Below are 14361 nucleotides of genomic sequence, written 5' to 3' on the forward strand. Positions count from 1 at the left end.
GTTCTTCTTTAGTTGCCCTTCAACACGTTGCGCACAATCTCCGCGATATGTTGAGGGGCAACACCTGTGCCCTGGTCGATGTGGGTGCGACAGGAAAAGCCATCGGCGATGACAGCGTTTCTGTCAGCTCCCGCCTCGCGGACTTTGGGGAAAAGTTCGCGCTCTCCCAGGGCCATGGACATCTCAGCATGGCCTTTCTCGAAACCCCAGTTGCCGGCCAAACCGCAGCAGCCGGTTTCGATGTCGGATTGAGAAACACCGAGGGCATCGAGAAGCTTTGCGGAATGCTGCGGGTCGCCGAGCGATTTCTCATGGCAATGAACCTGGGTCAAGGCGCTGATATTGGCAGGCTGGATTTCGCCGGCATCGACCTTTTCTTTGATGAGCGGCGCAACAAATTCCGCGAAGCTCATCGTTGAGGCGGCAAGCTGGGCAATCGCGGGATCATTGGATAGCTCTGTTGCTTCGCCAGTGAGCATGACTGTGCACGATGGCTCAATGCCGATGACGGTTAGTCCACGGTCCAGATAAGGTTTCATGACTTTGGCGGTTTGCTTGAGCACGCGCTGGGTCATATCCAGTTGACCAGTAGAGTGCCAGGTAAGACCACAGCAGACAAACTCCTGCGGGATTTCGACGTTGTATCCCAACGATTCCAGCACCTCAACCGCGGCGGTCGCAGGTGAAGTATCCAGTGAGGCATTGAAAGAATCAGGCCACAAGACCACAGTTTTCGTCGCCTGTGTGGTGCTGCGTTTCTTGTGCCACTTGCGTAGTGACGTCGGAGCAAAGCGGATGAGCGGGCGCGAGGTATCCAGCCCGCCGACTTTCGCGATGAGTGTCTTCAAGCCTGGCGTGCGCATGGATGTATCGATCAGACGTGGCAGCAGTGGAATCTTGTGCGCAATATGGCCAAGAAGCGGGAGCCAACCCATCATGTAATGTGCCATCGGGCGAATCTTGCCTTGGTAGTGCTTGTGCAGGAACTCTGATTTATAGGTCGCCATATCCACGTTGACAGGGCACTCCGAGGCGCAGGCCTTGCACGAAAGGCACAGGTCAAGGGCTTCGAGGACTTCCTCAGACTTGTAGCCATCGGCAACTGATTCGCCGCGGAACATCTCCGATAACAAGCGTGCACGGCCGCGGGTGGAATGGACCTCGTCGCCAGTGATTTGGAAAGACGGGCACATGGAGTTTTCTTCGGAACGGCAGGCGGAAACACCGACGCAACGGTTCACCGCGTTGACCATAGAACCCTTGTCATGGCTGAACTTGTGCACTGGCGTGAGTTCAAATTTCCGCTGCCCAGGGGCCATGCGTAGTCCATCGGTGACTTCATCGGCATCGACAAGCACGCCAGGGTTAAATAGCCCATCGGGGTCCAAGATGTTCTTGAACTGCTTGAATAAGTCGCGCATTTCTTCGGAGTACATCCGGTCCAGCAGCGCCGAGCGCGCACGCCCATCGCCATGTTCACCGGATAAAGAGCCGCCATAGGACGAGACCAGCTCAGCGGCTTCATTCATGAACTTCTTAAAAATCGCAACGCCTTCATCGCTGCCAAAGTCGAAGGAGATGCGCACGTGTACGCAGCCTTCGCCGAAGTGCCCGAAAGGAATGCCGCGCAGGGAGTACTTGTCCATCAGCGCGTAGAGGTCGCGCAGGTAATCGGCAAGATTCTCCGGCGGTACAGCAGAATCCTCCCAGTTCGGCCACGCTTCCCCACCGTCCGGCAGGCGCGTGACCACGCCGGCAGAAGCCTCGCGGATGCGCCACAGCTCGCGCATTTCTTGCGGGTTTGAAACCACGACGGTATCGACAGTCTCCACCGAGGCAGCAACAGTTTCAGCCAACGCTTCGGCCTCAGCAAGAGTATCGCCGCCGACTTCGCAATACAGCCAGCCACCAGCAGGAATTCCCTTGCGGTTGCCAGGCAGATTCCCACCGGCTTTCTCCTGTCCGCGCTTGCTGCGCAGGGCATCAAGCAGGTCACCGCCCATGCCTTCAATGGTCGCAACACCTGGAAGACGCAGTTCCGCCGCCGCCGATGCTGCATCGTAAACGGTCTCAAAAGCCAGGACAGCCAAGGCTTTAACCTGGGGTACTTCCACCAGCTTGACCGTCATTTTGGTGATAACGCCAACGGTGCCTTCCGAACCCGCGATCGCCTTCGCCGCATCAAATCCGTGCTTGTCCAGCAGATAATGCAGCCCGTAACCGGATACTTGGCGCGGGAATCGGCCAAGTTCGGTATCAATGAGGTCAGCGTTAGCATCGACAAGCTGATGCAATTGCTTATCGATGCCTGCGTCGCTTACTTTACTGCCATCGAAAGTAACTTCCTCACCATTGGCTAGCATGAGAGTGACCGAGACCAGGTTTTCTGCCGCGGTGCCATACGCGACCGAGTGCGAACCGCAGGCATTGTTGGCGACCATGCCACCGATCGTGCAGCGTGAATGCGTGGACGGATCAGGGCCGTAGGTCAGCCCGAATTCGGCGACCGCGTCGCGTAACCCATCACAGACCACGCCTGGTTCAACAGTCGCCGTGCGGTTTTCGACGTCGATATCCAGGATGCGGTTGAAATAGCGCGAGGTATCAATAATCAACCCCGTACCGATGGCATTGCCTGCAACCGAGGTGCCGCCACCACGCGAGATAATCGACCACCCACGTTGCTTGGCGATTTCGATGCCATCGCGGATGTCCTCCACTGACTTTGGCTCAATCACAGCCTTCGGAATGCGCCGGAAAATCGAGGCATCCGAAGAATACGCGGCGCGCGTGGTCATATCTTCGCGCATGCCAGAACGAGCCATCTTCTTGAACACCGAAGGGTCCAGACGGTCAAACTTGATGGTTCGCTGTGGCATGGCAGAGGACATTAGAGGAACTTTACTCCTTGAGCCAGTGGAAGTTCGCCGGAGTAGTTGATGGTGTTGGTCGCGCGGCGCATGTAGGTCTTCCAGGCGTCGGAGCCGGATTCGCGGCCGCCGCCAGTCTCCTTTTCGCCACCGAAGGCGCCGCCGATTTCAGCACCGGAAGTACCGATGTTGACGTTGGCGATACCGCAGTCGGAGCCGGAAGCAGACAAGAAGAGCTCTGCTTCGGAGTTGTCCTGGGTGAAAATCGCGGAAGACAGTCCTTGTGGCACGGCGTTGTGCAGAGCGATTGCGTCGTCGAAGTCGGAGTAGGTCATCACGTACAGAATCGGCGCGAAGGTTTCATTGTGCACAACCTCGGATTGCTCGGGCATACGCACCACGGCTGGTTCGACGTAGAAAGACTTCTCGGTGTCATCAACAATGACGCGATTGCCACCGACGAGTACTTCCCCACCTTGTTCCTTGGCTGCTTCGAGGGATTGTCGCATGCCGTCGAAAGCGCCTTGGTTAATGAGCGGGCCGACTAGGACGGACTCATCGCGCGGGTCGCCAATGGTGAGGGTCTTGTATGCTGCAACAATCTTGTCCACTAGTTCATCAGCGATGGACTCGTGCACGATAAGCCGGCGCATGGTGGTGCAGCGCTGGCCAGCAGTACCGGCGGCAGCAAAGACAATGCCGCGCAGGGCGAGGTCAAGGTCCGCAGTGGGGCTAACGATGGCTGCGTTATTGCCGCCAAGTTCTAGCAGGTAGCGGCCAAAACGTGACGCCACGCGTGGAGCAACCTCGCGGCCCATGCGGGTGGAACCGGTGGCGGAGACGAGTTCGACGCGAGGGTCATCGAGAAGCACCTCACCAACGGTGCGGTCACCAAGGATGAGGTGGCTGATGTTTTGATCTTCACCGCAGTCTTCAATCGCACGCGCCAGCAAAGCATGTGCACCAAGGGCGGAAAGCGCACACATCTCTGAAGGCTTCCACACCACGGTGTCACCGCAGACCAGGGCATTCGCGGTATTCCACGAGTACACTGCGACTGGGAAGTTGAACGCGGAAATCACGCCTACCACACCGATTGGGTGCCAGGTTTCCATGAGCCGGTGACCGGGGCGCTCCGAAGGCATAGTCTTGCCATAGAGCATGCGGGATTGACCCAGGGCGAAATCGCAGATATCAATCATCTCCTGGACTTCGCCTTCAGCCTCAGAAATAGACTTGCCGGCTTCCACCTGAACAAGAATTCCCAGGTCATGCTTGTGTTCGGTCAGCAGCTCACCCCAGCGCTTAATCACATTGCCGCGGCGCGGCGCTGGTACATCACGCCAGGATTTGAAGGCTTCATCGGCAGCCGCGATCATCTCGGTTGCTTGCTCTTTGGTGGTGCCCTGGATTTTAAAAAGGTCCTCGCCGGTCAACGGCGTGCGGGTTTGCACATTACCGCCGTCCAGCGAGCCAGTGTAGCCACAGGCTTTCAAAGCCTCCTGGATGGTGGAAAGAAGCTGGTCATGAGTCTGAGTAGTCATAGAAATTAGTGCCTTTCACTAGTTGTTAAGTGCTGGGGTTGGGTGAATGGTTATGCCTAGTTGCTGCGCCGCGGCATTCAAAGAGGCTTCTTCCTGGGCTTTGTAGAGCTCATAAGGCTCGACAATCTCGCGGCCGACAATCTTCGACATTGTCTGCAGGTCATAGTCAGTTCCCTGCTGTTCGTTGTCACGAGTTCCTTCATCTTTCAGGTTCGACTGGAAGATGCCTGCCGCCGAGCGTGGAAGAAAGTCCTCGTAGACAATGGGCTGGGCGGTGAGAACGGAGGCATCGATAAGCTGCTCAACCGTATATTCCCCCGGCGCAGCTTCCCCTGTGACCTCGTAGGTAAAGTAGCCCAAGCCCTGCTCACGCAGGCCTTTCTCCGTATTCGGCAGGTTGGCTTGCCACACCTCGCGGGCAAGTTCCACGCGGGTTTTATCCGAGCCAGCCGCGAGTTTTTCATCCACCTGAGTGTTCATGGTGTCATACAGCGCGCGACCTTTGGGTGTCAGCGCAATGCCGCGTTGTTCGACCTCACCAAAGCGAACCCGCAGCGCACCCGGGCCCACCGTGCCGTCGGCGAACTTGAAAGTACGTTCCTCGTCGAGCGCGCGAAAAGAAGTCTGGCGCAGCAAAATATCCGGACCGTCCCAATCCGGTGGGCCTTGGATTTCATCAATCATGGTGATGCCGCGGGCTTCCATGCGGTTGTACAAATCATCAATATCCAGCACGCGCGGGGTCAGGTGGTTGATATGGGTGTAGCGCACACCGCCAATATCCGAGGCCACAGCCGAAATCGCTTCAAGCTCGCGGTACCACTGTTCATCAATGGGTTCATCGTTAAGCTCAAAAGCTGCCGTGGCCAGCTCGATGAACTTATCGGCGTCCTGCTCCTCTAAACCTTTATTTTCTGCCGCTTTATTGGCCATCGCGACGAGTTCATCGGAAAAGATGCTTCGCTTATTGATGAACCCCTGCAGCCTTTCCTGCAGCTCCGGCGAGAAAAACCGAGGGTCATCCGCTGCCAGCATAGAGGTAAAGACGCGGAAGGGATTCTTTGCCAACTCATCCTTGTCGGTCGGGCGAAATGCCGTGGACACGACTGGCACGGATGACTTCGCGGCATCGCGCAAGTCATAAAATCCGACTGGGTACATGCCGAAACCGGCGAAGACCTGCGCCACCTGGCTCATTTCTTTTGGCGAACCGACGCGAATCGCGCCGTGGCGTTCAGCAGTTACGCGGCCGATGCTGCCCAGGCGTTCTGCTTCCGCGCCCATCTTGTTCATGAAGTCGGTGTTGACTGCCTCCGATACCTCCACCAGCGTGGTGTAAGCAGGGACTTCGCGGCCGTACATATCTGACAGACTTCGTGCGAAGCGTGCGCGAAGCGTTGATGTTTCTTGAAAGACCATTGTTTTCCTTCTGGTTTCCTAGATGATGTTCTTTTCGATGACTGAATTGAGCTCTTGTTCAAAGCGTGCGGTGGAATATCCGTCATGGGGAAGGAAAGATTCCCGGCCTTGGATGATGTCTGCCATGAACTCGCCGGCGGCAGGTCCTTGGAGGAATCCGTGTCCGGAAAATCCCGTGCAGTAGTAGAAACCCGCCACGCGGTCTGATGCTCCGATGATCGCGTTGCGGTCTGGGGTGTTTTCATAAAACCCTGCCCAGCCGGAATCTAGCTGCGGGTTTTGTAAGGATGGTGCGAAAATCTTCGCCGCGGAGTTAAACGCGTCAAGCCATTCAAAGCTGTAATCGCGGTTAAAGCCAGGTTCTTGTGGGTGGGAGATGCCCAGCAACATGCCGTTGTAATAGTTGTGCATATACATGGTGGTGGACAGATCCAATGTAAACGGCACGGTGGGGTGTGCTTGGGGCATCTGTGTGGTCAGCCCGATCATGCGGCGGACCGGCTCCACAGGCAAGGTGTGCCCGGCCATCTCGCCGATCTTCGCTGACCACGCACCGGCGGCGCAGACAATCTGCTCCGTGCGGATTACTCCGCGTTGGGTGGTGACTGATTCAATCGCGCCGCCAGAGGTGGCAATATCCAGCACCTCAGTGTGGTCCATGACCGTCACACCCAGGGCAATTGCTGCGCGTGTGTAACCAGCAACGGCCGCGGCGGGGCACGCATAGCCATCATCTGGTGAAAGCGAACCGGCCAAAATAGCCTTCGGGTCAATGAAGGGATTGACCTCGGCGACCTGTTCCGGGCTAATCATCGATGAATTCACGCCCAGGTCATTTTGGGTTTTCGTAGCCTCTTCCAGATTGGATACTTCCTCCTCAGTGCGCGCGAGGAACAGGTAGCCGACTTTGGCCAGTTCAATATTGGTGCCAAAGTCTTCTTTCCAGGTGCGGAAAGTTTCCAAGGAGCGCTTGCCCAAGATGACATTCATGGGGTCGGAGAAATTCGCACGTACCCCGCCCATCGGTTTAGCAGATGAGCCCCTGCCCACTTCGTGTTGTTCCAACACGACAATGCCTTTGACACCGCGCGATGCCAAATGAAACGCGGTGCTCATGCCCATGATTCCTCCACCGATGATGACGATGTTGGCAATCTCAGGTTGTGTTTGCGCGTAGTTCGGTACGAGCGGAACCTTCACATCAACCACATTTTCCTCCTCCCACAGTTTATGGCAACCGCCACATTTAGCCGGTTATCTGTTATCGATAACTCTAACCTGAACAATGTGAGCCACGCAATAGAATTGGTTTAGGAAAATAAAAGACCCTCATCTACCTGCAGAAATTCTGAAGATAAATGAGGGCCAAAGTGCGACTGGACGCTAGCTCACGGGTGGATAGCCGTGCGGGCGAGCATATTCCAGATGCTTCAACATGAGCGCGGCCGCCTTTTCCGGGTCCCGATCTCGAATCGCCTGAGCAATCTCAATATGCTCCTGAGCAGAGTGTTGCAAGCCCTGATTGTCTTCCAAATGCCGGTAGGCGCCGTTGACACGAGACTCATCACGCAGGTTTGAGACAATTTTTGACCAGCGCGAGTTTCCCACGGCATCCACCAGCGCCATATGAAAGTCATGATCAGCATTGAGATACGGCAAGGCCGGTTCCTTATTCGACGCCGGCAGCTTTTCGATGGATTTCTGCGCAAGGTCGACGATATTTTCAATCGCTTCGACGCCGATATCACGGGCCGCCGCCTGCCGCACCGCTTCCACCTCAATGAGCACACGCATTTCATAAACCTCAAAGCGGTCATGCTCAGATAGCTCCACCACCCTGAAGCCGCGGTTGCGAACTGGTTCCAGCAGACCATTGGCCGCCAGCGCCATCATCGCCTCGCGTGCGGGCGAGTTAGAAATGCCTAAGTGGGTGGCCAAAGAATTCGCCGAATAAATTTCCCCGGGAACCATTACTCCGGAAAACAGCAGCTGGCGAATAAGTGCCTGCGTCGACTGCTTTAACGTTGACTGGCTCAGGTTAGCCTCGCGCCCAACCCGCTCTATCCGCTTGGCCCATTCGTCACCAGGTGCCATTCCCGGTCACCCCTTAATTCTGCTTGTTATTACTCGGTTTTATCCTATTCACCCGCTAACCCGGAAACCTAGATTCACGGCGGGACATGACTTTCCAAAAGAAAAACTTTTCCCAAACGCTTCACTTATGGGTTATCGATAACATAACATGAGTTACACGTCACAAACTAGGACTTTTATAACTCACATCTATTTGTGACACGAGTGTCTCCACGCTTCACCCCCTTGCTAATCAATCAGAAAGGTCCGAAGTTGAGTCCCACATTAACTACCCACATTCTTGCCCAGGAAGGCCCCGGCGGTATCGACGGCGCCATCCAATCGGTCTTTGGGCCCTTCGTAGACTTTCTGGAAACGGCAGTGTTCTTTTCCATCCCCGTCTTCGGCGCTGACCTTCCGCTCGTAGTCGTGTGGCTCGTTGCCGGTGGCGTATTTTGTAACGTCTACCTGCGCGTCCGGCCACTGAAAGACGCCAAGCAGGCTATTCGCGTTGTGCGCGGATTGATGGCCAAGAAATCTGACCCCGGCCAGGTGACCAGCTTCCAGGCCTTTGCCACAGAACTCGCCGGGACGATTGGTCTTGGCAATATCGCCGGCGTTGCCGTCGCCATCACCATGGGTGGGCCTGGCGCGTCCTTCTGGATTGCCGCAGCTGGCGTACTCGGCATGGCCGTTAAGCTCGCTGAGGCCACCTTGGGGCAAATGTTCCGGCGCGTCAACGATGACGGCACGGTTGCTGCTGGTCCGATGTACTTTTTGGAGTACGGTCTAAAATCCATCGGCAAGCCAAAGCTCGGGCTGTCCTTGGGCTATTTCTATGCCATCGGCATGGCGCTCGCAGTTATGGGTGCCGGCAACATTTTCCAAGCCAACCAGGTGGCGATGCACCTGACTGATATCACCGGTGGTGAGGACAGCTTCTTATTCGGCAACGGCTGGATTGTTGGCATTGCCATGGCTATCCCTGCCGCGGTCGTACTCATCGGTGGAATCAATTCCATCGCTAATGCCACCAGCCGCCTAGTGCCGGTGATGTCGGTGCTCTACGCGGTTGCTGTTTTCGTGGTTCTGGGCTTTAACTTCTCCGCCATCCCGAATGCCTTCGTGCAGATTTTCCAGGGCGCATTCACTCCGGAAGGTATTTCCGGCGGCATCTTGGGCGTGGCCATCATTGGTATTCAACGTGCGCTGTTCTCCAACGTCGCCGGTGTTGGTACCGCAGCTTTGGCACACGGCGTGACCAAGAACCGTCGCCCTGCTGAAGAAGGCTTGGTTGCCGCTTGGGAGCCATTCTTGGACTCCGTTATCGTGTGTACCCTGACCGCTATCGCCATTGTTGTTACTGGTGAACACCTCAACTCAGGCGCGGACGGCATCACCTTGGCAACCAATGCATTCGCGACGGTCTCCTACGGCTTTACCTTCGTACTGACTGCCTGCATTGTGCTCTTCGCCTTTTCCACGGTGCTGTCTTACTGCTACTACGGCCAGGTCAACTTCGGCTACATCTTCAATGACAACAAGCGCGCGAAGCAGATCTACAGCGTTATCTACATCATCATGATTGTCGTTGGCGCTTCCGTATCCCTGGACACCGTGGTGCGCTTTTCCGATGCCACTTTCTTCCTCGTCGCCATCCCGAACCTGCTGGGCATTTACCTGCTGGCTAAGCCGCTGCGCAAAGAACTCTCTTCTTATCGCAAGGCAGCTGCCGCCGGTGAAATCCAACCAGTTCCAGAAAAAGACCGCGTGAACTTGCTGGATAACGGCTTCCCTACTAACCAAGTCAAAAAGAAGGAACACCCTCATGTCTAAGAACAAAGTCGCTGCAACACTACTGGCCGGCACCGCTGCCCTGTCCCTTGCTGCCTGCTCTTCCTCCGGCGAAACAGATGGTGGCCTTTTGGGCGCTATCGAATCCGGCAACGTTGTCCTCGGCGTGAAATTCGACCAGCCCGGTATCGGACTGCGCGAAGGCGATGGCTCTTTTACCGGCGCTGAAACAGAAATTGCCACCAAGATCGTGGAAACCTTGGCTGAAGAAAATGGCTGGGATACGCCCAACATCCAGTACCGCGAAACCCCGGCGGCACAGCGCGAAACCCTGCTGCGCAACGGTGAAGCGCACCTGATTCAAGGCGGCTATTCCATCACCCCGGACCGCATGGAAATCGTGGACTTTGCCGGTCCACTGCTGCTGACCCACCAGGCTTTGCTGGTGCGCACGGACGATGATTCCATCCAGTCACTGGATGACCTCGACGGCAAGATTTTGTGCTCCACTGCCGGTTCCAAACCGGCACAGCGCGTGAAGGAAGAAATCCCGAGCGTGCAGCTGCAGGAATATGACACCAATTCCAGCTGCATCGAAGCGCTATCCCAAGGCAATGTCGATGCGCTGACCTCAGATGCTCCGATTCTCGCAGGCTACGCCGGGCAATATGACGGCAAGTTCGAGGTCCTCGATATGACCAAAGCCGACGGCTCCTTCTTCTCCAACGAGTGGTACGGCATTGGCCTGCAAAAAGACGACACCGAATCCGTCGATGCCGTCAACCAGGTGCTAACTGACATGAAAGAGTCCGGCGAGCTCGACGCCATCATCGAGGAATACTTCGGGGATCTGGATTCCATCGAAGAGACCACACCTGGCGATCTATCTGAGATTAAATAAGGAAAAGGCATGGATTTCATCGCTCAGCGCATCATCGACCAGCGTCAAGCCTCCCTACGTCCACCACTTGGGATGGTCCCGCCCGGCGCGGTGTCGTTGGCGTTGGGCGAGCCGGACTTCGCCCCACCGCAGGCGGTTATCGATGCCACCACGCAAGCAGTCGCCCAAGGCCGCACCAACTATACGGATCAGCACGGCATCGCTGAGCTTCGCGATGCCCTCCTCTCCGCACTTCCCGCCCGCCCCTTGAACTGGGACCGAGACAATATTGTGGTGACACACGGTGCGACTGCCGGTCTGGGCGCGCTATTTTTCGCGCTGATTGAACCAGGTGACAAGGTAGTTATCCCGCAGCCGGCCTATTCTTTGTACGCCGACCAGGTGGTCTTGGCCGGCGGCACCGTGGAATTTGTTCCCATGGGCAAAGACCTACACTTCGATTTTGACCGTCTCGCCACGGCGCTTGAGGGCGCGAAGATGGTGGTCTTTTCTAATCCTTCTAATCCCAATGGAATCGTGCATACCCGGGATGAACTGGAAAAGCTTGCACAGCTTCTCGATGCCACCGATACCCTCGTCGTCTCTGACGAGGCCTACTCAGCCCTTACCTATACCGCCGAGTCCTTCACCTCCGCTTTAGAAGTCCCTGGCTTGCAGGAGCGCACGTTGTACGTGCAGACTTTTTCCAAGAAATACTGCATGACGGGTTTCCGCGTCGGCTATGTCGCGGGCGCGAAAGATTTGATTGCTGCGATTGCGCAGATGCACCGCACATTCAACGGCTCCGTCTCAGAGCAGGCGCAGCTGGCAGCGCTCGCCGCAATCACATTGCCGGAGTCCGTGGTCACGCCTATGCTCGAAGAATATACGCAGCGCCGCGACCTGGTGGTTCGCTTGCTTAACGATGTCCCCCACGTCCAACTCGTCGAGCCCGAAGGCGCATTCTATGCCTTCTTCTCCTATGACTTGGACAAACCGTCTTCCCAGGTCGCAGCCGAGCTGGCCGAACGCGGTGTACTAGTGCGCGCTGGTGCCGAATATGGCCCCGCCGCCGAGCACCACATTCGCTTGTCTTTCGCAGCCTCGCAAGCAGATATCGAACGCGGCATTGAAATCATTCGCCACTACTTCGAAGAAGCTTGAGAAAGGACTCCCACAGATGTTTGAGATTCCACGCGTTGAAGAAGGCGGGCACATTGGCCCGGTAAATTCCGCATTGGTTCCGCGTTATGGTGGTGAATCCACCTATGCCCTGCTGCCGCGACTTCGCGATATTGAAGCCGCGGACCGCACCGCCGGCATCAAGGTTGTCGGTGTTCCTTTTGACTCCGGTGTTTCCTACCGGCCCGGCGCGCGCTTTGGTTCCAACCATGTGCGCCAGTCCTCGCGTCTTCTGCGCCCTTATAATCCGGCAACGGATACTTCCCCGTTCGCGCAAACCCAGGTGGTGGACGCCGGGGACATGGCGGTCAACCCTTTCAACATCAACGAAGCCATCGAGTCTATCGAGCAAGACGCCTTGGATCTGACGGCAGACGGCTCGTCATTGCTCACTATCGGCGGCGATCACACGATTGCATTGCCTTTGCTGAGGGCGGCATCGAAACGCGCGAAAGAGCCGGTCGCTTTGCTGCATTTCGATGCCCACCTAGACACCTGGGACAGCTACTTCGGCGCCGACTACACCCACGGCACGCCATTTCGCCGCGCGGTCGAAGAAGGCATCCTGGATACCGAAGGCATCTGCCACGTGGGCACGCGCGGGCCACTCTACGGCAAGAAGGACCTCGAAGACGACTGCCGCTTCGGGTTTGGCATTGTCACCTCCTCGGATGTGTTTCGGCAGGGGGTGGATGAAATCATCGCTAAGCTGCGCGACCGAGTGGGCAAACGCGCGCTGTATATCTCCGTCGACATTGATGTGCTCGACCCCGCCCATGCGCCCGGCACCGGCACGCCGGAAGCAGGCGGGCTGACCTCGCGGGAGCTGCTGGAAATCATTCGCGGTCTGCGCGGGCTTAACATCGTTGGCGCCGATGTTGTAGAAGTCGCCCCAGCCTATGACCACGCAGAAATCACCGGCATTGCGGCATCGCACGTGGCTTATGACCTAATTACGTTGATGGCTGATCTGCGCGGAGGGAAATAATGACCCCACGAAATGGCGGCGATGTAGTTGTCGAAATCTTAACGGCGCTGGGGATTAAGGATGTCTTCGGCATTCCTGGCCAGCACGCATTAGGGCTTTTCGATGCCCTTAGCCGCAGCCCCTTGCATTTTTACTCCAGCCGCGTGGAAAACAATGCCGCTTTTGCTGCCGATGGCTATGCGCGCGCAACCGGTAATCCCGCCGCGTTGTTCTTATCCACCGGGCCCGGCGCGCTGACCTCGCTGGCTGGATTGCAAGAGGCTTATGCCACGGGCGCGCCTATCATTGTGGTGTCTTCGCAGATTCCCGCCGCAGGCCTCGGCGCGCGGCGCAAAGGAATGCTGCACCAGCTGGATGAACAGACGGAATCCGTGCGCAATGTGACCAAATTCCAGGCCACGGTACAGCATGCTGCTGCGATTCCGAGCGTGCTGGAAGATGCCTACCGCGTAGCGATGACCGCTCCCCAAGGCCCTGTCTGGATCGAGATTCCGCAAGACATTTTGCTGGAATCTCAAGACACCGCGCATGGCGTCCCGGCTATTTCGTCTCTGGCCGTGGACATCAAGCAACCGAAAGCACCTGATGTGCTGGTGCAACGTGCGGCGGAAGTTATGAACGCAAGCTCCACGGTTATCGTTGCCGGTGGCGGCGTGCGCCGATCGGGTGCCGGCGAGCTTTTATTGCAGCTGGCTGAAAAGATTGATGCGCCGGTTGTATGCACGGTGGGAGGTAATACTACGGTGCCGCGCGGGCACCGGTTAGCGGTGCATTTCATCGAAGACCGCCACGTCACAGACTTGATGGATAATGCTGAAACTTTGCTGGTTCTCGGCAGCTCGCTTGGCGAGGTCACCTCCAACTACTACACATTGAAGCCCCAGGGCACCATCATCCAAGTCGATGCCGAAGCCAAGGTGCTGTCCTCGAACCATCCGGGCTTGGGCATTCGCGCGGATATCTCTCAATTCTTGGCGCAGCTGCTGCCCAAGGTCAACCAGGCCGAACATTCTGGTGCGAAGCGGGCGGCAGACGTTAATGCCAAAGTTGCAGAACGCATGAATGGTCTCGGACTAGAACACGAACAGCAGATCATGGAGGCTATTCGCCAAGCCGTCCCCGCTGATATGCAAACCTATTGGGATATGACCATTGCCGCCTACTGGGCGTGGAATATGTGGGATGCCAAAGACGGCGAATTCCACTCCGCGCAAGGCGCAGGCGGTTTGGGCTATGCCTTCCCTGCCGCTTTCGGCGGCGCGGTGGGCTTGGACAAGCGCACTTTTGCGCTCGCTGGGGATGGCTCTGCATTGTATTCCACCTCGGAGCTCGCGGCCGCAGTCCAACACCAGGTGCCGGTCACCTGGCTGATTGTCGATGACGGCGGCTACGGCATCCTGCGCGAATACATGACCGACGCTTTTGGCAAGGCCACCGCCACTGAGCTGGCGCGGCCTGATTTCGTGAAACTCGCGGAGTCTTTCGGCTTACCAGCGTTTAAGGCAACAAAAAAGACCCTGCAGCAAGTGCTTTCACAAGCGCTCACTGCAGAGTCTGGACCCAACGTCGTGGTGTTGGAAACCCATTTAAGGATGTGGGAGATTACCTAAT

At 56.8% G+C, this 14361-nt stretch carries 10 protein-coding genes; 5 read left to right on the forward strand and 5 right to left on the reverse strand.

Going from position 1 to position 14361, the window contains the following annotated elements; translation table 11 throughout:
• Nucleotides 1-8: 8 nt before the first annotated feature.
• From C5Y44_RS00755 to C5Y44_RS00775, 5 genes are all read right to left on the reverse strand, one after another.
• The gene (locus C5Y44_RS00755; RefSeq protein ID WP_105323232.1) at nucleotides 9-2891 is read right to left on the reverse strand and encodes an FAD-binding and (Fe-S)-binding domain-containing protein; all 2883 of its coding nucleotides are present in this window, start codon (nucleotides 2889-2891) and stop codon (nucleotides 9-11) included.
• On the reverse strand, nucleotides 2891-4414 hold the full coding sequence (locus tag C5Y44_RS00760; RefSeq protein WP_105323233.1) for an aldehyde dehydrogenase family protein: 1524 nt from the start codon (nucleotides 4412-4414) through the stop codon (nucleotides 2891-2893). Before C5Y44_RS00760 ends, C5Y44_RS00755 begins: the two co-directional genes overlap by 1 nt.
• 18 nt (nucleotides 4415-4432) lie before the next feature.
• Nucleotides 4433-5833, reverse strand: coding sequence for a VOC family protein (locus C5Y44_RS00765; protein ID WP_105323234.1), 1401 nt, complete (start codon nucleotides 5831-5833; stop codon nucleotides 4433-4435).
• An 18-nt stretch (nucleotides 5834-5851) separates the two neighbouring features.
• Nucleotides 5852-7042 carry an FAD-binding oxidoreductase gene (locus C5Y44_RS00770; RefSeq protein ID WP_105323235.1) on the reverse strand — a complete coding sequence of 397 codons (1191 nt, stop codon included), beginning with the start codon at nucleotides 7040-7042 and terminating at the stop codon, nucleotides 5852-5854.
• Between the two features lie 174 nt (nucleotides 7043-7216).
• Nucleotides 7217-7927, reverse strand: a complete 711-nt coding sequence (locus tag C5Y44_RS00775) for a GntR family transcriptional regulator (RefSeq protein ID WP_105323236.1) — start codon at nucleotides 7925-7927, stop codon at nucleotides 7217-7219.
• A 252-nt stretch (nucleotides 7928-8179) separates the two neighbouring features.
• On the opposite strand from C5Y44_RS00775, the gene C5Y44_RS00780 reads away from it, so the two are divergent.
• From C5Y44_RS00780 to C5Y44_RS00800, 5 genes are read left to right on the forward strand one after another with little or no spacing between them, the layout of a single operon-like run.
• Nucleotides 8180-9742 carry a sodium:alanine symporter family protein gene (locus C5Y44_RS00780; RefSeq protein ID WP_105323648.1) on the forward strand — a complete coding sequence of 521 codons (1563 nt, stop codon included), beginning with the start codon at nucleotides 8180-8182 and terminating at the stop codon, nucleotides 9740-9742.
• Complete coding sequence (locus C5Y44_RS00785) at nucleotides 9735-10601, forward strand: glutamate ABC transporter substrate-binding protein (protein ID WP_105323237.1); 867 nt, start codon at nucleotides 9735-9737, stop codon at nucleotides 10599-10601. Before C5Y44_RS00780 ends, C5Y44_RS00785 begins: the two co-directional genes overlap by 8 nt.
• Nucleotides 10602-10610: 9 nt before the next feature.
• Nucleotides 10611-11744 (forward strand): pyridoxal phosphate-dependent aminotransferase, encoded by a 1134-nt coding sequence (locus C5Y44_RS00790; protein WP_105323238.1) that lies wholly within the window; start codon nucleotides 10611-10613, stop codon nucleotides 11742-11744.
• A 16-nt stretch (nucleotides 11745-11760) separates the two neighbouring features.
• Complete coding sequence (gene speB, locus C5Y44_RS00795; protein ID WP_105323239.1) at nucleotides 11761-12750, forward strand: agmatinase; 990 nt, start codon at nucleotides 11761-11763, stop codon at nucleotides 12748-12750.
• Nucleotides 12750-14360 carry a thiamine pyrophosphate-binding protein gene (locus C5Y44_RS00800; RefSeq protein WP_105323240.1) on the forward strand — a complete coding sequence of 537 codons (1611 nt, stop codon included), beginning with the start codon at nucleotides 12750-12752 and terminating at the stop codon, nucleotides 14358-14360. Before speB ends, C5Y44_RS00800 begins: the two co-directional genes overlap by 1 nt.
• Nucleotide 14361 lies beyond the last annotated feature (1 nt).

Origin of the sequence: Corynebacterium sp. J010B-136, assembly GCF_002967075.1 — a bacterium.
Classification (GTDB): Bacteria; Actinomycetota; Actinomycetes; order Mycobacteriales; family Mycobacteriaceae; genus Corynebacterium.